Below are 23,344 nucleotides of genomic sequence, written 5' to 3'. Positions count from 1 at the left end.
ATCACCCAACGGCTCGATCAAGGGAGTTCGGTCCACATGCGCATCCGAAAGATCGGAGCGGCCGTCGCGGCCGCGGCGCTGGCACTCGCGGTCAGCGCGTGCGGCTCGCAAGCCGAGGGCGGTGGTGGCGGCGGCGAGCAGCCGTACATCGCCATCGTGTCCAAGGGCTTCCAGCACCAGTTCTGGCAGGCCGTCAAGCAGGGCGCCGAGCAGGCGGCCCAGCGGCACGGCGTCGAGATCAGCTTCGAGGGCCCGGCCACCGAGGCCGACATCGAGGCCCAGGTGACGATGCTGACCAACGCGCTGAGCCGCCAGCCCGACGCGATCGGCTTCGCGGCACTGGACTCCCGGGCCGCCGCGCCGCTGCTGCAGCAGGCGCAGACCCAGGACATCCCGGTCATCGCGTTCGACTCCGGCGTCGAGAGCGACATCCCGGTCACCACGGCGGCCACCGACAACAAGGCCGCTGCCGCCGAGGCGGCCAAGCACATGGCCGAGGCGCTGGGCGGCACCGGCAAGGTCGCGATGGTCGTGCACGACCAGACCAGCCGCTCGGGGATCGACCGCCGCGACGGGTTCGTCGAGTGGATGGAGGCCAACGCCCCCGGCATCGAGCTGCTCCCGCCGCAGTACGGCGGCGGCGACCAGCTCGAGTCGGCCAACATCACCAAGGCGATCATCACGGCCAACCCGGACGTCGCGGGGATCTACGGGTCGAACGAGGGCTCGGCCATCGGCGTGGTCCGCGGTGTCCAGGAGAGCGGGGCCACCGGCATCACCGTGGTCGGCTTCGACTCCGGCCAGGCCCAGATCGACGCCATCCGCGACGGCACGATGCTCGGCGCGATCACGCAGAACCCGATCGGGATGGGCGAGCAGCTCGTCGACGCCGCGGTCAAGGCGATCAACGGCGAGCAGCTGCCGCCGGTGATCGACACCGGGTTCTACTGGTACGACCAGTCGAACATCGACAGCCCGGAGATCCAGAACGTGCTGTACAAGTAGAACCGCCTCAGCACGCGAACGGCACTTTCGTCCGAACCCATCGGGCGAAAGTGCCGTTCGTGTCGTTCAGCCCAGGGCCTTTCGGAGCCAGGCCACCACGCCGCTGATGTGCACCGTCGCCTGGGCGCTCGTGAGCTCGGCGTCGCCCATCTCCAGCGCGTCGACGATGAGGTGGTGCTCGGTCAGGGTGCGCTCGACCGTGCCCTCCTCGCTGAGCCCGCGCCAGACCCGCGCCCGCAGCGTGCTGCTGGACAGGGTGTCGAGCAGCTGGGTGAGGTAGGCGTTGCCGGACAGCTGGGTGATGTAGCGGTGGAACACCATGTCGTGGGCCACGAGGTCGTCCACCGACGTGGTGCCGTGCACCTCCGCGAGCAGGCCCCGCAGGTGCTCGACGTCCGCCGCGGTGATGCGCTGGGCCGCCAGTGCCGCGGCGGCCGGTTCGAGCATGCGCCGCACCTCGAACAGCTCCAGCACCGAGGCGTCCTGGTGGATCTCGAGGACGAACGACATCGCGTCGAGCAGGAGGCCGGGGTTCAGGCTGGTGACGTAGGTGCCGTCGCCGCGCCGCACGTCGAGCACCCGGATGACCTCGAGCGCCTTCACCGCCTCGCGCAGCGAGCTGCGCGACAGGCCGAGCGACTCGCTCAGCTCCTTCTCCGGCGGCAGCCGGTCGCCCGGTTTGAGCTCGCCGGACCGGATCATTGCCTTGATCTTGAGGATCGCCTCGTCGGTGACCGCCACCCGACGAGTCTCGCAGGTCGGGGTCGCCACGCGAAAATCTCCGGCGCCCGATGTCGAGACCGGCTCCGCGACTCCGACCGCTGCACGAACGGGGGCCCGGCCGGGCGCTCGGACGCGCAGGAGAGGATCGCGACATGCACATCGTGACATCGCCCGACGGCACCCCCATCGCCGTCGACCGGGTGGGGGAGGGGCCTGCCGTCGTGCTGGTCGGCGGGGCGTTCCAACACCGCGCGATCGACGAGCCGACGGCCCGGCTCGCCGCTCTGCTCGGGGAGCGGTTCACCGTCCACCACTACGACCGGCGCGGCCGTGGCGACAGCGGCGACACCGCGCCGTACGCACCGGAGCGTGAGGTCGAGGACCTCGCCGCGGTGATCGAGGCGGCCGGTGGGAGCGCGCGCGTGTTCGCGATGTCCTCCGGCGGGGCGCTCGCCCTCGACGCCGCCCGAGCGGGCCTGCCGATCCGGAAGCTCGCCCTGTACGAGCCGCCGTTCATCGTGGACGCGAGCCGCCCGCCGGTGCCCGCCGACTACCGGGAGCACCTGACCGCGCTCGCGGCGGGCGGCCGCCACGGTGAGGCGGTGGAGTACTTCCTCACCCGGGCCGTCGGCCTGCCCGCCGAGATGGTGGCCGGCATGCGCCAGGCTCCGATCTGGCCGGTGTTCGAGAAGGTGGCCCCCACGCTGGCCTACGACGCCGCGTTCGTGGCCGAGCACATGGCCGGGAGCGCCGAGCCGCTGCGGCGGTGGACCGGGGTCGAGGTGCCCGCCCTGGTCGTGACCGGCGGTGCCAGCCCCGAGCACTTCCACACCGGTGCCGACGCGCTGGCCGCCGTCCTTCCGGGCGCGCAGCGGCGCACCCTGCCCGGCCAGACCCACGAGGTCGACCCCGAGCAGCTGGCCCCGGTCCTGTCCGAGTTCTTCCACTGATCCGAGGGGGATGCGATGAAGTACATGCTGATGATCTTCGACAACCCGGACAGCCGCGAGTTCTTCTTCAGCGACGCGGGCGCGCCGCTGATGGCGGAGATGGACGCCCTGCTCGCGGAGCTGACCGAGTCGGGCGAGCTGGTGAGCACCGAGGCGCTCGCCGACCCGGCGCAGACACGGAGCATCCGGGCCCGCGACGGCGTCCCGGTGGTGACCGACGGCCCGCTCGCCGAGGCCAAGGAGTACTTCGGCGGTTACCTGATCGTGGAGTGCGAGTCGATCGAGCGCGCCACGGAGATCGCCGCCCGCTGGCCGAACGCGAAGGCCGGTGGCGCGATGGAGGTGCGGCCGATCCTCGACCCGGCCGGGACGGAGATGTGACGAGTCCTCGCCTCGAGGACCTGCTGCGCACCCTCGCGCCGCAGGTCCTCGGCGCGGTCGTCCGCCGCTACCGGCAGTTCGACGCCGCCGAGGACGCGGTGCAGGAGGCGCTGCTGGCGGCGGCGACGCAGTGGCCGACCGGCGGGGTGCCGCAGAACCCGCACGGCTGGCTCGTCACCGTCGCCTCGCGGCGGCTGATCGACGCCGTGCGCAGCGAGCACGCGAGCCGCCGCCGGGAGGAGCAGATCGCCGCGCTCGCGCCGCCCGACGAGGCGCCCGCCGCCGACGACGCCGCCCCCGACGGGGACGACACCCTCCTGCTGCTGTTCCTGTGCTGCCATCCCGCGCTGTCGGCGCCGTCGCAGCTCGCGCTGACGCTGCGCGCGGTCGGCGGGCTCACCACGGCGGAGATCGCCGCGGCGTTCCTCGTGCCCGAGCCGACGATGGCCCAGCGCATCAGCCGGGCCAAGAAGACGATCAGGACCAGCGGCGCAGCGTTCGCGCTGCCGCCGGACGCCGAGCGCGACGAACGCCTCGCGGTGGTGCTCCACGTCCTCTACCTGATCTTCAACGAGGGCTACACGGCCTCGTCCGGGCGCGACCTCGCGCGCGCCGAGCTGACCGGCGAGGCCATCCGGCTCACCCGGATGCTGCGCGCGCTGCTGCCCGCAGACGGCGAGGTCACCGGCCTGCTCGCGCTCATGCTCCTCACCGACGCCCGTCGCCCGGCGCGCGTCGGCCCGGACGGCGACCTGGTGCCCCTGGCCGAGCAGGACCGCAGCCGCTGGGACGCCGCCGCGGTGCGGGAGGGCCTCGCGCTGGTCGAGGACGCGCTGTCGGCCGGGGTGCCGGGGCCCTACCGGCTGCAGGCCGCCATCGCCGCGGTCCACGCGGAGGCGGCGAGCGCCGAGGACACCGACTGGCGCCAGATCGTGGCCCTCTACGAGCTGCTCGGCCGGGTGGCGCCGGACCCGATCGTCACCCTCAACCACGCCGTGGCACTCGGGATGCTGCGCGGCCCGCGGGCCGGACTGGACCTGCTGGCCCCGCTCGACGCCGACGACCGGATCAGCGGCCACCACCGGCTCCCCGCCGTGCGCGCGCACCTGCTGGAGCGGGCGGGCGAGGACGACGCGGCCCGCGCCGCGTACCGGGAGGCCGCCCGCCGCACCCACAGCGTCCCGGAGCGGCGCTACCTCGAGCGCCGGGCCGCCCGGCTCGGCAAGGGCGGCGGGCCGGGTCAGGTGCCGGGCGGCTCGTAGCGCCCGTCGACCGCGGTCCAGCCGCCGTCCACGGTGAGCACGCTGCCCGTCACGAAGCTGGCGGCGTCGGAGGCGAGGTAGACGACGGCTCCGGCCAGCTCCTCGGGCCGCGCCCAGCGCCCGAGCGCGCTCTTGGCGGCGTAGGCGGCGTACCAGTCGGCGTCGGCCCGGATCTGCGCGGTCAGCGGCGTCTCGACCACGCCCGGGGCGACCGCGTTGACGCGGACCCCGCGGGGGCCGAGCTCCGCCGCGGCGGTGCGCAGCAGCTGCACGAGCGCGCCCTTCGTGGCGGCGTAGACGCCCTGGCCGGGCTCGACGGTGAACGCGCGGATCGAGGAGAACCCGATGATCGAGCCGCTGCCCCGCTGCGCCATCGGGGCGCCGAACGCGCGGACCAGGTCGAAGGAGGCGCGCAGGTTGAGGTCGACGACGCGGTCGAACTCGGCGTCGGCGTAGTCGAGCAGCCGCTTGCGCACGTTGGTGGCGGCGGTGAAGACGAGCACGTCCACGTCCCCCAGCTCGGCGGGCGCCCGGCGCACGGCGTCGCGGTCGAGCACGTCGAGCCCGTAGGACGACGCGCTCCCGCCGATCGCGTACGCGGTGGCCGCGGCGGTGCCGGAGTCGCGGTCGGCGCAGACCGCGGTGGCACCGTGCGCGGCGAGCGCCCGGGCCGCCTCGCGGCCGATGCCGCTGCCGGCGCCCACGACGACGGCCCGCCTGCCGTCGAGGCGGAACAGCTGCTGGTAGTCCACGTCGGTCCCCTTCACGCCGGGCGGATCACGGCCATCCGCGTCACGGTCAGCTCCTCGACGGCGAACCGCGGGCCCTCCCGCCCGGCGCCGGAGTCCTTCACCCCGCCGTAGGGCATCGTGTCCGAGCGGAAGCCAGGCACCTCGTTGACGACGACGGCGCCGACCTCCAGCCGGTCGACCGCCCGGAACGCGGTGGCGAGCGAGCGGGTGAAGACGCTCGCGTGCAGGCCGTAGCGCGAGGCGTTGACGGCGTCGAAGGCGGCCTCGAGGTCGGGCACCCGGCGCACGCACACCACCGGCCCGAAGATCTCCTCGTCCCAGGCGGGCACGCCGTCGGGGACGTCGACGAGCACGGTCGGCAGTTCCGTCCCGATCCGGCGGGCACCCGCGGCCACCGCCTCGTCGACCCACGCGGTCACCCGGGCCTGCGCGCCGCCGTCGATCAGCGCCGACACCCGCGTCCACTCCTCCCGCGGGTCGCCCACGCGGACGTCGGTCAGCCCGGCCGCGAGCCGGTCGAGCAGCGCGTCCGCGACGGCGTCCTCCACCAGCACCCGCTGCACCGAGATGCACGCCTGGCCCGAGGCGTAGAAGCCGCCGCGCAGGATCGCGGCCGCGGCGGCGTCCAGGTCGGCGTCGGCGGCCACGCACAGCGCGGCGTTGGACCCCAACTCCAGCAGCACCTTGCGGGGTGCGGCGGCGCGGGCGATCGCGTGCCCGGTGGCGGCCGAGCCGGTGAAGGACACCGCGCCGATGCGCGGGTCGGTGACCAGCGCGGACCCCACGGCGGCGTCGCCGGTGACGAGCTGCACCATCGCGGCCGGTGCTCCGCACGCCGCGGCGGCCTCCCGCAGCGCGTGCACCAGCCACAGCGTCGCGAGCGGGGTCGGCGGCGCCGGCTTCACCACCACCGGGCAGCCGGCCGCGACCGACGGCCCGACCTTGTGGGCCGCCAGCAGCAGCGGGTAGTTGAAGCCGGTGATCCCGACGACCACGCCGATCGGCCGGCGCGTCCAGAACCCGACGAGGCCGTCGCCCGAGGGCAGCAGGTCCAGCGGCACGGTCTCGCCGTGCAGCCGGGCCACCTCCTCCGCCGACGCCTGGAGCGTCACCAGCGAGCGGTCCACCTCGACCCGGCAGTCCACCAGCGGCTTTCCGGTCTCCAGTACGAGCAGCCGCTCGAGGTCCTCCCGGCGGGCGGCGAGCGCGTCCCGGGCGCGCAGCAGCACGTCGCGGCGGGTGTGCGAGGGCAGCGCCGCCACGGTGGCCCGGACGGCGAGGGCGGCCTCCAGCGCCGCCTCGGCGTCGGCGACGGAGCCGACCGGCGCCGGGGCGACCACCGAGCCGTCATAGGGGAAGCGGACGTCGGCGGTGGCCGCGGTGGGTCGCCAGTCGCTGCCGACGGGCAGGCCGGCGGGGAAGGGCAGCGTGATCGGGTCCACGGCGGTCATCGGGTCAGGAAGCGGTGTGCCGCCTCCGCGTAGACGTGGGTGCAGGCCACGATGTCCTCGACCTCCACGAACTCGTCGACCTGGTGGGCGATCCACTTGCCGCCCGGCCCGTAGACGACGGTGGGGATCGCGGCGTCGCGGGTGAGGATGGTGCCGTCGGTGGCGCCGGGGACGCCGCCGTAGCGGGCCGGTTCCCCGAGCACGGCCTCGTGTGCCGCTGCCAGCGCGACGACCAGCGGGTCCTCGGCGGCGATCTCCACGCACGGCCGGTCGTCGACGACGGTGACCGCCGCGGTGACGCCGTCCGGTGTGCCCGCCTCGGCGGCGAGGCCGCCGACCGTGGCGACGAGCGCGGCGTGGTCGATCCCCGGGATCGTGCGGACGTCGACGCACACCGTGGCGCGTCCCGGGATCACGTTGATCTGGTCGACCGAGCCCGCCTCCACCACGGTCGGGGTGAGGTAGACGGCCCCGAGGTGCTCGTGGGCGGGGTGCTCGGCCTGCAGCCGCGCCTGCAGGTCGGCGAGCGCGACGAGCAGCCGCCCGAGCGGGGCCACCGGGTTGCGGCCGTGCTGGGGCATCGCGCCGTGCGCCATCGCGCCGTGGAGGTCCACCCGGATCCGGATCGCGCCCTTGGCGGAGGTGCAGATCTCGCCCTCCTCCGGCTCGCAGACGATCGCGCCGTCGATCGTGGCCGCGAGGGGGGTGGCGGCGAAGTGCTTCGCGCCGAGCATCATCCCCTCCTCGTCGACGAGCGCGCACACCGCGACCCGGCCCGGGAACGGCCCGGCGAGCTGCAGCGCCCGCGTGGCGTGCAGCATCGCCGCGACCCCGGACTTCATGTCCGCGGCGCCGCGGCCGTAGAGGCGGCCGTCGCGGACCTCGGCCCCGTACGGGTCGACGGTCCAGCGGTCGGGGTCGCCCTCGGTGACGACGTCGGTGTGCCCCTCGAAGGCGAGCGTGGGGCCCGGGCCGCCGCCACCCTCGACGACCGCGACGACGTTCGGGCGCCCCGGCGCCACCTCGGTGATCTCCGGCTCCCAGCCGAACCCGCGCATCGTCTCGGCCACCAGCGCGGCGGCCGCCGCCTCCGTTCCGCCGTGCTGCAGCTCGTGCACGGTGCGCAGCCGCACCAGCGCGCGGGTGAGCTCGACGACGCCGGTGTCGTCGACGGGGAACGTCCGCGGCCGGGCGCTGCTGGTCGATCTCACGGGGCCTCCTCGGGGTCGGTGCCTGCGCCGCGGGCCAGGTCGGCGGCCCGCACGCCCGCGAGCGCGCCGCGGATCGTGGGGACCGCGGCGACGAGCCGCCGGGTGTAGGGGTGCTCGGGGGCGTCGGCCACCCGTTCGGCCGGGCCGAGCTCCACGACTTCGCCCCGGTGCATCACGGCGATCGTGTCGCAGACGTGGCGCACCACGGTGAGGTCGTGGGAGACGAACACGAGCGTCAGCCCGTACTCCTCGACCAGGTCGGCGAGCAGGTTGAGGACCTGGGCGCGCACCGAGACGTCCAGCGCGCTCACCGGCTCGTCGGCGACGAGGACCGACGGGCGGGGCGAGAGCGCCCTGGCGATGGAGATGCGCTGGCGCTGGCCGCCGGAGAACTGGTGGGGGTAGCGGTCACCCGCGTCGGTGGGGAGCCCGACGGCGTCGAGCAGCTCCCGCACGCGGCCGGGCACGTCGACGCCCGCCCGGCCCGCGAGCGGTTCGGCGATGATGTCGCGCACCCGCATCCGTGGGTCGAGCGAGCCCATCGGGTCCTGGAACACCACCTGCACCTGCTCGCGCAGGAACCCGAGCTTCCGTTCGGGCCGCCCGGCGATCTCCCGGCCGTCGAAGGTGATGGATCCGGACGTCGACGTGTCGAGCCCGGCCAGCAGCCGGACCAGCGTGGACTTGCCCGATCCCGACTCCCCGACCAGCCCGAACCGCTGCCCGGCCGCGATGTCGACCGACACGCCGCGCACGGCGTGCACCCGCGGCGGCGGGCGCAGCAGCGAGGTGCGCTGCCGCCGGTAGGAGCGGTCCAGGTCGCGCACCCGGATCAGCGGCTCGGTCAGCGGCTCAGTCATCGTCCGCCACCGGGTGCCAGCACGCGTACCCGCCGCCGTCCGGCCGCGCGCTCCACCCCGGCATCCGCGTGCACGTCGGGGAGGCGTTCGGGCACCGGGCGCGGAAGACGCAGCCGTCGGGGAACCGGCCCGCGGGCGGGACCGTGCCGGCGATGGTCCGCAGCCGGCCGCCGTCGGTGAGGTCGGTGAGGTCCGAGGCGTCGAGCAGCCCGCGCGTGTAGGGGTGCCGGGGCCGGGTGAAGACCTCCTGCACCGGGCCCGCCTCCACCACCCGCCCGCCGTACATCACCATGACGCGCTCGCACACGGTGGCGACCACCGCGAGGTCGTGGGTGATGAACAGCAGCGCCGAGCCGCGCTCGGCGACCCCGGCGAGTATCAGCTCGAGGACCTGCGCCTGCACGGTGACGTCGAGCGCGGTGGTGGGCTCGTCGGCGAGCAGCACCGACGGGCCGTTGGCCAGCGCCATCGCGATCATCACGCGCTGCCGCTGCCCGCCGGAGAGCTGGTGCGGGTAGGCGTGGGCGGCCCGGGCGGGATCGGGCAGGTGCACCCGGTCGAGCAGCTCGACCGCGGCGGCCCGCGCCGCGCGCCGGTCCGGGCGCCTGCCGTGCAGCAGTATCACCTCGGCGACCTGGTCGCCGACCCGCATCACCGGGTTGAGCGCGGTCATCGGCTCCTGGAAGACCATCGTCATCGCCGCGCCCCGCACGGCCGACATCTCCCGCTCCGACGCCCCGACGAGGTCGTGGCCGACGCCGGCCAGCCGGACGGCGCCCGTGGCGTGCACGCCCTCGGGCAGCAGCCCGAGCAGGGCGAGCGCCGTGAGCGACTTGCCCGACCCGGACTCGCCGATGAGCCCCACCCGCTCGCCCGCGGACAGGGTGAACGACACGTCCGACACCAGGCGCAGATCGCGGGTCCCGACGCCGAGGCCTTCCACCCGCAGCACCTCGTCGGTGGCGGCCGGGGGAGTGGCGCCGTCCGCGGCGCGGGTGTCGAGGGCCTTCATCATCACCGGCTGTCCTCCAGCCGCGGGTCGAACCGGTCGCGCAGCCCGTCGCCGAGCAGGTTGAACCCGAGCACGGCCAGCGCGATCGCCAACCCGGGCCACAGCGCCAGCTCCGGCGTCGAGTAGAGCAGCTGCTGGGACTCCTGCAGCATCCGCCCCCACGATGGCGTCGGCGGGCGGGTGCCGAAGCCGAGGAACGACAGCGCCGCCTCGGCGAGCACCGCGATGGCGAACGACACCGACGCCTGCACGAGCAGCAGCCCGGCGATGTTGGGCAGCACGTGCCGGACGGCGATGGCGCGCCGGGGCCGGCCCGCCGCGCGCGCCGCGAGGACGTACTCCGTGCTCAGGACCTGGAGGGTGCCGCTGCGCGCGAGCCGGGCGAACGACGGGATCGTCGCGATGCCGATGGCGATCATCGCGGTGAGCGTGCTCGGCCCGAAGACCGCCCCGAACATGATCGCGAGCAGCAGCGCCGGGAACGCGAGCAGCAGGTCGTTCACCCGCATCAGGAACTCCCCGACGCCGCGCGGCGCCATGCCGGCGAGGACGCCGAGCGGGGTGCCGAGCACCGCGGCCACCCCCACGGCCACCACGCCGACGAACAGCGTGGTCCGGGCGCCGACCAGCAGCTGGCTCACGACGTCGCGGCCGAACCGGTCGGTACCCAGCCAGTGCTCGGCGCTGGGCGGGGCGATGCGGGTGGTGGGGTCGACCTGCACCGGGTCATACGGCGTCCAGACGAACGACAGCAGCGCGGCGGCGACCACGAGCCCGACGAGCGCGGCGCCGACGCCGAGCCCCGCTCCCGCCCGGCGGCGCCGGGTGCGCGGCGGTGCCGCGTCGACGGCGGTCTGCGCCGATGGTTCGCTCGCAAGCTCGCTCATGTCGCCCTCCGCAGCCTCGGGTCCAGCACCGTGTAGGCGACGTCGACCAGGAAGTTGACCACCAGTACCGCGACGACGAGCACCATCACCACCCCCTGCACGAGCAGCAGGTCGCGGTTGGCGACCCCGTCGAGCAGCAGGCTGCCCAGCCCCGGGATCACGAACACCCGCTCGATCACCACCGCCCCGACCAGCAGCGTGGCCAACTGCAGGCCCAGCACGGTCACCACGGGGATGGCGGCGTTGCGCAGGCCGTGGCGCAGCAGCGCCCGGGTGGGGCGCAGGCCCTTGGCGCGCGCGGTGCGCAGGTAGTCCTCGCGCAGCACGTCCAGCACCGCCGAACGCACGTAGCGGGTGAGGACCGCGCCCTGCACGAGCCCGAGCGACAGCGCCGGGAGCACCAGCTGGCTCAGGAACGCGGCGGGGTCCCGGGCCGGCGGCGTCCACCCGCCCGACGGCAGCCAGCCCAGCTGCACCGCGAACACCGTGACGAGCAGGATCCCGGCGAGGAAGCTCGGCACCGCCACCCCGACCTGGCTGATCCCCGAGATCACCGTGCCGCTGGGGTGGCGGTGGCGCACCGCGGCGGCGATCCCGAGCGGCACGGCCACCGCGATGGCGACCGCCATGCCCGACAGCACCAGCCACGCGGTGACGAGCAGCCGGTCCACCACCTGCGGGCCGATGTCGGCCTCGGTGACGTAGGAGCGGCCGAAGTCCCCGGTGGGCAGCCCGCCCGCCCATTCGAGGTACTGCACCACCAGCGGCCGGTCGGTGCCGAATTCGGCGCGCGTGGCCGCCACGGCCTCCTCCGTCGCGTTCAGCCCGAGGGCGACCCGGGCCGGGTCGCCGGGCAGCACCGTCATGAACGCGAACACCACGACGGAGGCGACGACGAGGCTGACGACGAACACCGCCGTCCGCCGGACCAGCTGCAGGATCATGAGGCCGCCCTACGAGCGCGACAGGGCCGTGAGGTCGAACGCCTCCCCGATGCGGTTCTCCGGCAGCCCGTCGACGTCGGCCTCGGCCACGATGAGGTTCGGCAGCAGGAACAGCCAGTCGGCCGCGGCGTCCTCGGCGATGATCCGCCCCACCTGCTGCAGCGCCGCCACCTGCTCGTCCTCCGTGCCGGTCTCCGACGCCGCGAGCAGCTGCTGCACCTGCGGGTTGTCGTAGCGCCAGTAGTACTCGGGGTTGCCGAACGTCCGGATGTCCCGCGGCTCGACGTGGGCGACGATCGACAGGTCGTAGTCGGCGTTCGTGAAGACCTCCTCCAGCCACCGGGCGGGGAACTCCATCGGCTCGATCTGCGCGTCGATCCCGACCTCGGCGAGCTGGGACTGCACGACCTGCGCCGACGCGACGGCGTAGGGGAGGTTGGCGATGCGGAACCGCAGCGTCAGGTTCTCCTGGCCGGCCTCGGCGAGCAGGGCGCGCGCGGCCTCCGGGTCGTACGGGGTGACGTCGGGCAGCTCCTGGTACCACGGGTCGGTCGGGGGCACCATTGTGTCGATCAGCGTGCCGCGCCCCGCCCACGCGGTGTTCAGCACCGCCTCGTGGTCGATGGCCATGGCGATGGCCCGGCGCACCCGCACGTCGCTCGTCGGCCCGGTCGCGTTGTTCATGGCGAGGGTGACCTCGCCGTTGGTGGTGCCCTCGATGATCTGGAAACGGTCGTCGCCCTCGAACCGGCCCAGCGACTCCGGGGCCTGCACCGTGCCGATCATGTCGATGCCGCCGGTGGCGAGGGCGTTGAGCGCGGCGGTCGCGTCGTCGAAGTACTGCAGCGTCACCTGGCCGATCGCCGGCGGTTCGTCCCAGTAGCCCTCACGCGCCGACAGCACGAGCGCGTCGCCGCGGCGGAACTCGGTGACCTCGTAGGGGCCGGTTCCGACGGGGGTGTTGGCGAGGTCCGCGACCCCGGACGGGTCGAACATCGCGCCGATGCGGGTGGTCATCCGGAACAGCCAGCTGTTGCTCGGCTCCGACAGCACGACGCGCGCCTGCGTGGGGGAGACGACCTCCACGGACTCGACGACGTCCATCCCCTCGGCGAGCGAGATCGTCCAGGCGTCGGACTGCACGCGCTCGATGCTGAACTTCACGTCGTCGGCCGTGAACGGCTCGCCATTGGCGAACGTCACGCCCTCGCGGAGGGTGAAGTCGTAGGTGCGCCCGTCCTCGCTCGCGGTCCAGGACTCGGCGAGCAGGGGCTCGATCTCGCCGGTCTCCTGGTCCAGCTCCACCAGCCCCTCGTAGACGTTGACCAGCAACGCCTCGGGGATGGCGGCGCCGTCGGTGCGGGTGAAGTCCAGGTTGGCGGGCTCCGCGGTCAGGCCGATCGTCATCGCGGCCTCCCCGCCGCCGCCCGCCGGCGGGGCCGTCGTCGACCCCGCCGAACACCCCGCGGCCGCCAGGAGCGCGACGGCGAGCAGTGCCCCGACGGGCCGGAACCGGGGTCGCGTCACCAGGCGCACGAGGCCTCCTCAGCAGGTCGAACGAACGGCACTCTCGTCCAAACCTATGGGACGGAAGTGCCGTTCGCTCGGACGCGCGGCCGCGGGTCAGGCGCGGACGTGCACCACGACCTCGGTGTCAGTGACCGACTCGACGCCCACGGTGAAGCCCTCCACCTGCGTCTCGCCGCCCACGGGCACGCTGATCTGCTGCCCGGCGACCTCGAGCTGCGCGATCCCGTCCTGCACCCCGACGACCCTGGCCTCGACACCGAGCACGGAGACGGCGGCCTCGCCGCTGCGGGGGAACGTGATCGTGCAGCCGTCGATCCCGCACTCGGTCTGGGAGCCGCCCTGGCCACCGCAGCCGGTGAGCAGGGCGAGAGCGGTCAGGGCGGTCACTACGGGCACGGCGGCGCGACGGATCACGGGGTCAGCCTACGGGCACCGGCTCGGCGGCGTGATCGCCCAGGAGGTCGTCCAGGGCCGCGTCGGCGGCGGCGAGGACGCCGCGCACGTGGCCGGAGTCGTCGCCCGCCGGGACGGTCCCGTGCACCAGGCGCACGCGCGCGTCGTCGATCCCGCAGAACCGGGAGATCCCCACCCGCAGCTGCCGGTCGAGCAGCGCGTCCCAGCCGCCGGCGGCGAAGTGCTCGCGGCCGTAGCCGGTGAGCCCGAGCCAGCGCATCCGCTTCCCGGCCAGCCGCGGCGCGCTGCGCCCATAGGCGAAGCCGTGGTTCCAGACGCGGTCGTTCGCCCGCGCTGCGATCGCCCGGCTGGACGAGCAGCGGCTCACCGTCGTCGAGGACCTCGCCGAGGCCCGCCTCACCCTCGGCGAGCACGCGCTCCTGGCCGACGAGCTCGGCGACCTGGTCGCGCAGCACCCGCTGCGGGAACGGCTGCGCGCCGCCCACATGCTCGCCCTATACCGGACAGGCCGGCAGAGCGAGGCCCTGGACGGCTTCACCGCGTTCCGCACCCGCCTGGTCGACGACCTGGGCCTGGACCCCGGGCCGGAGCTGGTGGCGCTCCACGCGGCGATCCTCGGGTACGACCCCGCGCTGACGGCCGTCCCCGCCCCGGCGACGTCCGCGGCTCGCCCCCGCAGCAACCTCCCGGCGCCGGTGGCGGCGCTGGTCGGCCGGGCCGCGGCCGTCGCGGTGGTGCGCGAGCGGCTCGCGGCGGGCCGGCTGGTGACGCTCACCGGGCCGGGCGGGGTCGGCAAGACGCGGCTCGCCTTGGAGGTCGCCGTCCAGGTCTCGGCGCAGGAGACGGACGTGCTCGCCGACGGCGCGTGGTTCGTCGATCTCACGGGGATCCGGGCGGGCAGGGCCGCCGAACCGTCGCCGGTCGGGGTGGCCGAGCTGGTGGCGACGGTGCTGGGGGTCCGCGAGGAGACCGGCGGGCGCGTCGGTGTCCGGCCCGCCGACCTCACCCACCAGCTGTGCGACGCCCTGCGTTCCCGGCGGCTGCTGCTCGTGCTCGACAACTGCGAGCACGTCGTCGCGCAGGCCGCCGAGCTCGTGGCGCTGCTCCTGCCGGCCGCGCCCGGGCTGCGGGTGCTCGCGACGAGCCGGGAGCCGCTCGCCGTGGCCGGGGAGGTGCTCCACGAGGTTCCGCCGCTGGACCTGCCCGCCGATCCCGAGGACATCGCCGCCGTGGCCGCGTCGGGCGCCGTCCGGATGTTCACCGACCGCGCTGCGGCCGCCGCGCCGGGGTTCGCCCTCGACGCCGCCAACGCCGCCGCGGTCGCCGCGATCTGCGCCCGGCTCGACGGGCTGCCGCTGGCGCTGGAGCTGGCCGCCGCTCGCGTCCGCGGGCTCGGCGTGCACGGCGTGGCCCGGCGGCTCGACGACCGGTTCCGCCTGCTCACCGCGGCGGGACGCGCCGGAGCGGCAGCGCACGCTGCGCGCGGTGATCGACTGGAGCTGGGAGCTGCTGCCCGGGCCCGAGCGCGCCGTGCTGCGCCGGATGGCCGTGTTCGCCGGCGGGTGCACGCCCGGGTCCGCCGAGGCGGTGTGCGCCGGCGACGACGTCGCCGCGGGGGACGTCGTGGACCTGCTGGCCCGGCTGGTCGACCGGTCGCTCGTGGTCGTGACCGACGGCGTCGACGGCCCGCGGTACCGCCTGCTCGAGTCGGTCGCGGCCTACGGGCGGGAGCAGCTGTCCGCCGCCGGCGAGCTCGAGCGCGTGCAGGTGCGCCACCAGGAACACCACACCGGGCTCGCCGAGCGGGCCGCGCCGCACCTGTACGGCCCCGACCAGCGCCGCCGGCTGGAGCACCTCGACGCGGAGAGCGGCAACCTGCGCGCGGCCCTCGACGGCGCGGTCGCCCGCGGGGCCGGTGATCTCGCGCTGCGGCTGGTCACGGCCCTGTCCTGGTACTGGTACCTGCGCGGGCGGCACCGGGAGGCGCACCGGGCGCTGGACGCGGCCCTGACGCTCGATGGTGACGTGCGGGCCATCGCGCGGGCCACGGCCTGGCGGGCGGGGTTCGCGATGCTCGTGGGGGACGGCACGGATCTGCTGGCCCGCAGCCGGGCCGCGCAGGCCGCCTACGACGACGTCGACGAGCCCGGGCAGCGCGCCCGGGCGGAGTGGTTCCTCGCGCACGCGCACCTGCACTTCGGGGACGCCCCCGCGGGCGACGCGCTGAGTGCGTCCGCGCTGGCGACGTTCCGCCGGCTCGACGACGGCTGGGGGATCGCCGCGGCGCTGAGCACTCGGGCCAAGGTCGCGATGTTCCGGGGTGAGCTCGCCGCGGCCGAGCGCGCCGCGGTCGAGAGCCTGCGCCGGTTCGTGGCGCTGGGCGACCGTTGGGGCCGGCTGCTGGCCGACGACGTGCTCGCCTACCACGCCGAGGTCACCGGCGACCACGCCACCGCGGCCCGGCTGCACCGGGAGGACCTGCGGATCGCCGAGGACCTGCAGTTGTGGACCGACGTGTCCTACCGACTCTCCGGCCTCGGGCGGCTCGCACTTCTGTCCGGGGACTTCGCCGCCACCGAGGAGCTGCACGAGCGGGCGCGCCGGCTCGCCGCCGACCAGGGCGACGCGTTCGCCGCGGAGTACGCCCAGGTCGGCCTCGGGCTCGGGGCACGCAGACAGGGGGATCTCGACGCGGCCGAGGCGCACCTCGGCGCGGCGCTCGCGTGGAACCGCAGGCTGCAGGCGGACTACGGCGTGCCGTACTACGGCATCACGCTCCTGCTCGCCGAGCTCGGCTTCATCGCCGAGCTGCGCGGCGACGCCGCCTGCGCCGACGCGCTGCACCGGGAGGGCGTGGCCGCAGCCCGTGCGGTCGGCGAGCCCCGCGCGATCGCCCTCGCGGCCGAGGGCCTGGCGGGCGCCGCCGCAATGGCGGGCGAGCACGAGCGGGCCGCCCGGCTGCTCGGCGCGGCGAGCGCCGCCAGGGAGGCGGTCGGCGCCCCGCTGCCGGCCGCCGAACGCGGCGACGTCGACCGGATCGCGACCGCGGCGCGGGCGGCCCTGGGGGAGGAGGCGTTCGCCGCCGCGTTCGCCGCCGGCGCCGCGTCCCCGCTCGAGGACGTGGTCCGAGCCCGCACCGGCCGGGTGACCACCGCGGCCTCGGCCCGGCGGGGTCCGGCGGCGGTTGAAGGCTGCTCACCGTGCTTCCCCACGACACAGGCGACACCGGTGCCCCGGCCACCCCGGCCCCCGACCCGGCGGGGTGGGCCGAGGAGGCGGAGCGGCTGCTGGAGTTCGCGGCGCGGTCCCGACTGGCGACGGGCGGCTTCGGCTGGCTGGACGACGAGGGCCGGGTCGTCGACCGGCCGGTCGAGACGTTCATCACCGCGCGCATGACCTACGTGTTCGCCCTCGCGGCGCTGCAGGGCCGGGACGGCGCCGCCGACCTCGTCGACCATGGCCTCGCGGCGCTCTCCGGGCCGCTGCCCGACGCCGAGTACGGGGGCTGGCACCCGGTCGACCCGCGCGGCGCGCAGGTCGACGAGAAGCGGGCCTACGACCACGCGTTCGTCGTGCTCGCCGCCGCGGCGGCCACTGTGGCCGGGCGGCCGGGCGCCGCGGAGCTGCTGACCCAGGCACTGGAGGTGGTCGACCGGCACTTCTGGGTGCCCGAGGACGGCCTCGCCGTCGACGTGTGGGACCGGGGCTTCACGCGCTGCGAGCCCTACCGGGGCGCGAATGCGAACATGCACCTCGTCGAGGCCTACCTCACCGCCGCCACCGCGACCGGCGACCGGCGGTACGTGGAGCGCGCGCTCGGGATCGCCGAGAAGCTCGTGCACGGCCACGCCCGCGCGTTCGGGTGGCGGATGCCCGAGCACTACGACGCCGCGTGGCAGGTGCTGCCGGACTACAACCGCGACCGGCCCGACGACCCGTTCCGCCCGTTCGGGGCGACGGTGGGGCACTGGCTGGAGTGGTCGCGGCTGCTGCTACACCTGCACCTGGCGTGCGCCGAGACGTCCGACGCGCCACCGGATTGGCTGCTCGCCGACGCCCGGGGTCTGCACGACACCGCCGTCGCCGAGGGCTGGACCGCCGACGGCGCCGAGGGGTTCGTCTACACGGTCGACTTCGACGGCCGGCCCGTGGTGCGCACCCGGATGCACTGGGTGGTGTGCGAGGCGCTCGCCGCGTCCGCGACGGTGACACACGTGACCGGCGACCCGTGGACGGCGTCGCTGCGCGACCGGTGGTGGGACTACGCGCGGCGCCACCTCGTCGACCGGGCCGCGGGTGGGTGGCACCACGAGCTCGACCCGCACAACCGCCCGGCGGCCACCGTCTGGGCCGGGAAGCCCGACGTCTACCACGCCTACCAGGCGCTCCTGGTCTGTCTGCTGCCGGCGGCACCGAGCGTGCCCGCGGCGGTGCTGGCGCGCGGCTGATCGTTTCTCCTACGGTCGACCACGGCCCCGTCCCCGAATGAGGAGCACCGCGCTGTGAGCTGGTTCGAGGAGTACTTCCCGGTGCGCGGCGTCCGCCCCGCGCGTGCCCGGCTGCACTCCGACGCCCCGGAGCTGGACCTCTCCGGCGTCTGGCGGTTCCGGTACGCGGAGCGGGCCGACCTGCCGGAGGACTTCGCCGCTCCCGACCTCGACGACTCGCGGTGGGACGCGATCCCGGTGCCGGGGCACTGGCAGCTGCACGGGTACGGCGCCCCGGCGTACACGAACGTGCGATACCCGTTCCCGGTCGACCCGCCGTTCGTCCCGGACGAGAACCCGACCGGGGACTACCGGCGGACGTTCCGGCTGCCCGCTGTGTTCCGGGATGCTCGGGCGTTCCGCGGAACGCGGGCCGTGCTGCGGTTCGAGGGCGTCGACTCGGCGTTCCGGCTGTGGGTCAACGGCGGCGAGGCCGGCACCTCGGTGGGCAGCCGGCTGCCGGTCGAGTTCGACGTCACCGACCTGCTGCGCGACGGGGAGAACGTCGTCGCCGTGCGGGTGCACCAGTGGTCGTCGGGCAGCTACCTCGAGGACCAGGACATGTGGTGGCTGTCGGGGATCTTCCGGGAGGTGCGGCTGCTCGCGCGGCCCGCCGGGGGGATCGACGACGTGTTCGTGCGCGCGGGCTTCGCCGACGGCGCGGGGACACTGCGGGTGGACACGCCGGTGCCCGCCCGGGTGCTCGTGCCGGAGCTGGGGATCGACGCCCCGACCGGCACGGAGGTCGGCGTGCCGGAGGTCGAGCCGTGGTCGGCCGAGGTGCCGCGGCTCTACGACGCCGAGGTCGTCGCCGACGCCGAGCGCGTGCGGCTGCGCATCGGCTTCCGGACGGTCGCGATCGTCGACGGCGTCTTCACCGTCAACGGCAGGCCGCTGAAACTGCGCGGGGTCAACCGGCACGAGTTCTCGCCCGACCGCGGCCGCGCCGTCACACGCGAGGAGATGCTCGCCGACGTGCTGCTGATGAAGCGGCACAACATCAACGCCGTTCGCACCAGCCACTACCCGCCGCACCCGGCGTTCCTCGATCTGTGCGACGAGTACGGGCTGTGGGTGGTCGACGAGTGCGACCTGGAGACGCACGGGTTCGTCGTCGTCGACTGGCGGAACAACCCGTCGGACGACCCGCGCTGGGCCGAGGCGATGGTCGACCGGATGCGGCGCACGGTCGAGCGCGACAAGAACCACCCGAGCGTTGTCCTGTGGTCGCTGGGCAACGAGAGCGGCACCGGGAAGAACCTCGCGGCGATGGCGGCGTGGGTGCGCGAGCGGGACGCCTCGCGCCCGATCCACTACGAGCACGACTGGACCAGCCCGGACGTCGACGTCTACAGCCGGATGTACGCCTCGCACGCCGAGGTCGCCGCGATCGCGACCAGCACCGAGGACCCGCTGACGGACGCGGCGCTGGACGAGCGGCGGCGCGCGATGCCGTTCGTGCAGTGCGAGTACGCGCACGCGATGGGCAACGGGCCGGGCGGGCTGGCCGAGTACCAGGAGCTGTTCGAGTCCTCGCCGCGGTGCACGGGCGGGTTCGTGTGGGAGTGGATCGACCACGGCCTGCGGCAGCGCGACCCGGTGACCGGCCGGGAGCGGTTCGCCTACGGCGGCGACTTCGGCGAGCCCCTGCACGACGGCAACTTCGTGGCCGACGGGCTGCTGTTCCCCGACCGCACCCCGTCGCCGGGGCTGCGCGACTACGCCGCGGTGATCGCGCAGGTGCGGATCACGGCCGCGGACGGCGGTGTACGGGTCGCGAACCGGTTCGACGTGCGCCGTCTCGCCGGCATCCGGTTCCGCTGGACCCTGGAGGCCGGCGGCGACGCAGCCGCGGACGGCGAGCTGGCGGTCCCGGAGCTGGGGCCGGGGGAGTCCGCGGTCGTGCCGCTCCCGGCGGAGGCGACCGGGGCGGCCGGGCCGGGTGAGCGCTGGGTGACGGTCACCGCGGAGCTTGCCCACGACGAGCCGTGGGCGCCCGCCGGGCACGTGCTGTCCCGCGGTCAGGTGCCGCTGGACGCGCCGCCGGCAGCGCCGCCCGCACCCACCGGCGTCGCGCTCCTCCGGACCGGCCCGGATCTCGCCGTCGGCGCCGGCACGTTCGACGTCGCCGGCGGCCGGCTGCTGCGCCTCGGCGCCGTGGATGTGCTCGCCCCGCCGCGCCTGGACCTCTGGCGCGCGCCCACCGACAACGACGCCGGGACGGGCTCGCGCGACTTGGTGCCGACGTGGCGGGCGCTCGGGTTCGACCGGCTCCGGCACCGGCTCGTCGCGGTGGACGCGTCGGACGACGCGCTGACGGTGCGGGAACGGGTGGCGCCGGCCGCGACCGACCTCGGGTTCGCCGTGACCTACCGCTGGACCGGTGTGGCCGACGGAGTGCGGCTGGACGTGTCGGTCGAGCCCGAGGGCGAGCTGCCCTGCCCGCTGCCGCGCCTGGGGCTGCGGATGCGGCTGCCCCGCGGGCTCGACCGCGTGGAGTGGTTCGGCCGCGGCCCGGGGGAGGCCTACGCCGACACCGGCTACGGCACTTGGCTCGGCCGGTTCGCCGCGAACGTCGACGCGCTCCAGACCCCCTACGTGTTCCCGCAGGAGAACGGCTGCCGCGCCGCCGTCCGCTGGGCCACCCTCACCGGCGCGGACGGCGCGGGACTGCGCATCGAGGGCGCGCCGACCGTCGACCTGACGGTGCGCCGGTGGAGCACCGAGCAGCTCGACGCCGCCCGCCACACCTCCGAGCTGCGCGACGAGGGCTGCCTGTACGTGCACCTCGACGTGGCGCAGCACGGGATCGGCACGGCGTCATGCGGGCCGGGGGTGCTGCCGCAGTACGTGCTGACGGCGGCCCCGACCGCGTTCGCGGTGGTGCTGCGGGAGGTGAGTCCGGCGCCCGGACGGGCATGATCGTCCCGAATGGTGGCCGAGTGCGGTCCGGACGACGACAACCGCACTCTCGCGGTGATCACGCCGGGACTGATCGTCGCGAGTGGTGGCCGAGTGCGGTCCGGACGACGACAACCGCACTCTCGCGGTGATCACGCCGGGACTGATCGTCGCGAGTGGTGGCCGAGTGCGGTCCGGACGACGACAACCGCACTCTCGCGGCGATCTTGCAAGGGTGATCGTCGCGAGTGGTCGCTCCGCGCGGTCCCCACGACGAGAACTGCGCTCTCGCGACGATCTTGCGGGGGTGATCGCCACGACTGGTGGCCGAGTGCGGTCCGGACGACGACAACCGCACTCTCGCGGTGATCACGCCGGCCGGTCGGCTCGCCGGCCTGGTGGGGGCGGGTGATCGCCGTGAGTTGCGCACTGTCGCGGTGCAGTCGACGGTGAGCGCTCTTTCGCGGCGATCTTGCCGCGGTGATCGTCGCGAGTGGTCGCTCCGCGCGGTCCGCACGACGAGAACTGCGCTCTCGCGACGCTCACGCCCGCCGGCACCCGCCGCGTCGTCCCCGCGATCACGGGCGAACGGTCGAGGTGCGGCCGCTGCCGGCCGCCATCGGCCCGTGATCGGCCGCGGGGATCGCGTCCGCGGGCGCAGATCCGTATGGTTCACCCGATCGTGGAAGGTCGGCCGCCGGCGGAAGGATCTCGCATGCCCCGTTCGTCCCAGACCCGGGCGGCACTGTCCCGCCGGGTGGCCACGGTGGCCGCCGGGTTCGTCCTCGCCGGTGCCGGCGCGGTGGCGGGCGCGGTCCCGGCCGCGGGCGAGGCACCGCCGCTGGTGGACGTGCAGCTGCTCGCGCTGAACGACTTCCACGGCAACCTCGAGCCGCCGTCCGGGTCGAGCGGGGAGATCGAGGACGTGCCGGCGGGCGGGGTCGAGTTCCTCGCCACCCAGCTCGCGATGCTGGCCGACGAGGTGCAGAAGCCCAACACGATCACCGTGGCGGCCGGCGACCTGATCGGGGCGTCCCCGCTGCTGTCGGCGGCGTTCCACGACGAGCCCACGATCGAGGCGCTCGGGCTGGCCGGGCTGGACCTCGCGAGCGTCGGCAACCACGAGTTCGACGAGGGCTCGGACGAGTTGCTGCGCATCCAGAACGGCGGCTGCCACCCCGAGGACGGCTGCGCCGACCCGGCCCGGCCGTACGAGGGTGCGGGGTTCCAGTACCTGTCGGCGAACGCCTTCGTCACCGAGACCGGGGAGCCGCTGCTGCCCCCGTACGCCATCGAGAAGGTGCAGGGCATGCGGATCGGGTTCATCGGCATGACGCTGGAGGGCACCCCGGACATCGTCACGCAGTCCGGCATCGCGGGGCTGGAGTTCCGCGACGAGGTCGAGACGGGCAACCGGTACGCGGCCGAGCTGCAGGAACAGGGCGTCGAGGCGATCGTCGTGCTCCTGCACGAGGGCGGCACCCAGGCGGGCGGCGGCGGGATCAACGACTGCACGGGCCTCACCGGTCCGGTCGTCGACATCGCCACCGGCTTCTCCGACGCCATCGACGTGGTCGTGAGCGGGCACACCCACCAGGCCTACAACTGCGTCATCGACGACAAGATCGTCACCAGCGCGAGCTCGTTCGGGCGCCTGGTCACCGACATCGACCTGCAGATCGACCGCGCGACCGGCGACGTGATCACCGCGAAGGCGGCCAACGTCATCGTCGGCCGCGACGTGCCCGCCGACGCCGACCAGACCGAGCTGATCGGCCGCTACCGCACGCTGCTCGGGCCGATCGCGTCCGAGGAGGTCGGTGAGACGACCGCGGCGATCACCCGCGAGGCGGCGCCGTCGGGGGAGTCCGCGCTGGGCAACCTCATCGCCGACGCGCAGCTCGCCGCCACCGACGACGAGCAGGGCGCCGTCGCCGCGTTCATGAACCCCGGCGGCGTGCGCGCCGACCTGGACGCCGGGCCGGTGACGTACGAGGAGGCGTTCACCGTGCAGCCGTTCAACAACTACCTCACGACGCTGGACCTCACCGGCGCCCAGCTGGACTGCCTGCTCGAGCAGCAGTTCGTGACCGAGCGGATCCTGCAGCCGTCGGCGTCGGTGCGCTACACCGTGAACCAGGCGGGCGCGCCCGGCACGGCGGCGGACCCGTGCACGGGCACCAAGGTGGACGCGATCACGATCGGCGGCGCGCCGGTGGACCCGGCCGCCACCTACCGGATCACGGTGAACAGCTTCCTCGCCGACGGCGGTGACGGGTTCTCGGTGCTGACCCAGGGGACGAACGAGGTCGTCGGCGGCCCGGACCTGGACGCCTTCACGGCCTACCTGACGGCGAACCGGCCGACGGCCCCGCCCGCCACCGATCGGATCACCCTCGGCTAGATCCGGGTAACCGCGGAGCGCGGCGACCGCGCATCAGCTGCGCGGTCGCCGCGGGGGGAAGGCACCACCTCGACCCGGGGGATCGCCCCGCCGGGACACGTGTCCACCCCATCGTCCCGGAACCGGGGGCGCCGGAGCCTTGCTGTCGTCCGCAAGGCACTCCCCCGATG

The 23,344-nt window shown here is 74.8% G+C and carries 19 protein-coding genes and 1 pseudogene; 9 read left to right on the top strand and 11 right to left on the bottom strand.

From position 1 onward, the window contains the following. The first annotated feature begins 36 nt into the window (after window positions 1-36). Entirely contained in the window at window positions 37-1,005 is a 969-nt protein-coding gene (locus KME75_RS11680; RefSeq protein WP_219414620.1) for an ABC transporter substrate-binding protein, read from the top strand. A gap of 66 nt (window positions 1,006-1,071) precedes the next feature. Here the strand turns inward: KME75_RS11680 and KME75_RS11675 are convergent, their stop codons facing one another. Beyond that, the gene (locus tag KME75_RS11675) at window positions 1,072-1,746 is read right to left on the bottom strand and encodes a FadR/GntR family transcriptional regulator (protein ID WP_219414619.1); all 675 of its coding nucleotides are present in this window, start codon (window positions 1,744-1,746) and stop codon (window positions 1,072-1,074) included. A gap of 134 nt (window positions 1,747-1,880) precedes the next feature. On the opposite strand from KME75_RS11675, the gene KME75_RS11670 reads away from it, so the two are divergent. Genes KME75_RS11670 through KME75_RS11660 form a run of 3 tightly spaced genes read left to right on the top strand, consistent with a single transcriptional unit; the run spans window position 1,881 to window position 4,321 of the window. After that, window positions 1,881-2,678 (top strand): alpha/beta fold hydrolase, encoded by a 798-nt coding sequence (locus KME75_RS11670; RefSeq protein ID WP_219414618.1) that lies wholly within the window; start codon window positions 1,881-1,883, stop codon window positions 2,676-2,678. 15 nt (window positions 2,679-2,693) lie between these two features. Next, window positions 2,694-3,059, top strand: coding sequence for a YciI family protein (locus KME75_RS11665; protein ID WP_219414617.1), 366 nt, complete (start codon window positions 2,694-2,696; stop codon window positions 3,057-3,059). Then, on the top strand, window positions 3,056-4,321 hold the full coding sequence (locus KME75_RS11660) for an RNA polymerase sigma factor (protein WP_219414616.1): 1,266 nt from the start codon (window positions 3,056-3,058) through the stop codon (window positions 4,319-4,321). Before KME75_RS11665 ends, KME75_RS11660 begins: the two co-directional genes overlap by 4 nt. Here the strand turns inward: KME75_RS11660 and KME75_RS11655 are convergent. The 10 genes from KME75_RS11655 to KME75_RS11610 all read right to left on the bottom strand — a co-directional run bounded on the left by KME75_RS11655 (window position 4,300) and on the right by KME75_RS11610 (window position 13,749). After that, window positions 4,300-5,073 (bottom strand): SDR family NAD(P)-dependent oxidoreductase, encoded by a 774-nt coding sequence (locus tag KME75_RS11655; protein ID WP_219414634.1) that lies wholly within the window; start codon window positions 5,071-5,073, stop codon window positions 4,300-4,302. The genes KME75_RS11660 and KME75_RS11655 overlap by 22 nt on opposite strands. 11 nt (window positions 5,074-5,084) lie before the next feature. After that, window positions 5,085-6,524: an aldehyde dehydrogenase family protein gene (locus KME75_RS11650; protein WP_219414615.1), complete on the bottom strand. Its 1,440-nt coding sequence runs from the start codon at window positions 6,522-6,524 to the stop codon at window positions 5,085-5,087. Further along, the gene (locus tag KME75_RS11645; protein ID WP_219414614.1) at window positions 6,521-7,735 is read right to left on the bottom strand and encodes a M20 family metallopeptidase; all 1,215 of its coding nucleotides are present in this window, start codon (window positions 7,733-7,735) and stop codon (window positions 6,521-6,523) included. Before KME75_RS11645 ends, KME75_RS11650 begins: the two co-directional genes overlap by 4 nt. Beyond that, window positions 7,732-8,595 (bottom strand): ATP-binding cassette domain-containing protein, encoded by an 864-nt coding sequence (locus tag KME75_RS11640; RefSeq protein WP_219414613.1) that lies wholly within the window; start codon window positions 8,593-8,595, stop codon window positions 7,732-7,734. The genes KME75_RS11645 and KME75_RS11640 overlap by 4 nt, the downstream gene beginning before the upstream one ends. Continuing rightward, window positions 8,588-9,607, bottom strand: a complete 1,020-nt coding sequence (locus KME75_RS11635; protein ID WP_219414633.1) for an ABC transporter ATP-binding protein — start codon at window positions 9,605-9,607, stop codon at window positions 8,588-8,590. The genes KME75_RS11640 and KME75_RS11635 overlap by 8 nt, the downstream gene beginning before the upstream one ends. Before the next feature lie 2 nt (window positions 9,608-9,609). Then, window positions 9,610-10,494: an ABC transporter permease gene (locus tag KME75_RS11630; protein ID WP_219414612.1), complete on the bottom strand. Its 885-nt coding sequence runs from the start codon at window positions 10,492-10,494 to the stop codon at window positions 9,610-9,612. Continuing rightward, window positions 10,491-11,438: an ABC transporter permease gene (locus KME75_RS11625; protein ID WP_219414611.1), complete on the bottom strand. Its 948-nt coding sequence runs from the start codon at window positions 11,436-11,438 to the stop codon at window positions 10,491-10,493. Before KME75_RS11625 ends, KME75_RS11630 begins: the two co-directional genes overlap by 4 nt. 9 nt (window positions 11,439-11,447) lie before the next feature. Further along, window positions 11,448-12,965: an ABC transporter substrate-binding protein gene (locus KME75_RS11620; protein ID WP_372452586.1), complete on the bottom strand. Its 1,518-nt coding sequence runs from the start codon at window positions 12,963-12,965 to the stop codon at window positions 11,448-11,450. A 96-nt stretch (window positions 12,966-13,061) separates the two neighbouring features. Continuing rightward, the gene (locus tag KME75_RS11615) at window positions 13,062-13,382 is read right to left on the bottom strand and encodes a hypothetical protein (protein WP_219414610.1); all 321 of its coding nucleotides are present in this window, start codon (window positions 13,380-13,382) and stop codon (window positions 13,062-13,064) included. A gap of 4 nt (window positions 13,383-13,386) precedes the next feature. Next, window positions 13,387-13,749, bottom strand: coding sequence for an NAD(P)H-dependent oxidoreductase (locus tag KME75_RS11610; RefSeq protein ID WP_219414609.1), 363 nt, complete (start codon window positions 13,747-13,749; stop codon window positions 13,387-13,389). Here KME75_RS11610 and KME75_RS46700 point away from each other — a divergent pair. The 5 genes and pseudogenes from KME75_RS46700 to KME75_RS11590 form a co-directional block, all read left to right on the top strand. Then, window positions 13,721-14,422: pseudogene (locus tag KME75_RS46700) on the top strand (AfsR/SARP family transcriptional regulator); the annotation flags it as partial. The gene KME75_RS11610 and the pseudogene KME75_RS46700 overlap by 29 nt on opposite strands. A 445-nt stretch (window positions 14,423-14,867) precedes the next feature. Further along, window positions 14,868-16,778: an ATP-binding protein gene (locus KME75_RS43035; RefSeq protein ID WP_246631911.1), complete on the top strand. Its 1,911-nt coding sequence runs from the start codon at window positions 14,868-14,870 to the stop codon at window positions 16,776-16,778. Continuing rightward, window positions 16,667-17,830: an AGE family epimerase/isomerase gene (locus tag KME75_RS11600; protein WP_246631920.1), complete on the top strand. Its 1,164-nt coding sequence runs from the start codon at window positions 16,667-16,669 to the stop codon at window positions 17,828-17,830. Before KME75_RS43035 ends, KME75_RS11600 begins: the two co-directional genes overlap by 112 nt. A gap of 54 nt (window positions 17,831-17,884) precedes the next feature. Continuing rightward, window positions 17,885-20,791 (top strand): glycoside hydrolase family 2 TIM barrel-domain containing protein, encoded by a 2,907-nt coding sequence (locus KME75_RS11595; RefSeq protein WP_219414607.1) that lies wholly within the window; start codon window positions 17,885-17,887, stop codon window positions 20,789-20,791. Between the two features lie 694 nt (window positions 20,792-21,485). Next, window positions 21,486-23,174, top strand: a complete 1,689-nt coding sequence (locus tag KME75_RS11590; RefSeq protein ID WP_219414606.1) for a bifunctional metallophosphatase/5'-nucleotidase — start codon at window positions 21,486-21,488, stop codon at window positions 23,172-23,174. The last annotated feature ends 170 nt before the right edge of the window (window positions 23,175-23,344 follow it).

Origin of the sequence: Pseudonocardia nigra (assembly GCF_019396355.1) — a bacterium.
In the GTDB taxonomy this organism is placed as follows: Bacteria; Actinomycetota; Actinomycetes; order Mycobacteriales; family Pseudonocardiaceae; genus Pseudonocardia; species Pseudonocardia nigra.
The sequence above is the reverse complement of the archived record's forward strand: the minus strand, read 5'-3'. Positions and strand labels throughout refer to the sequence as shown.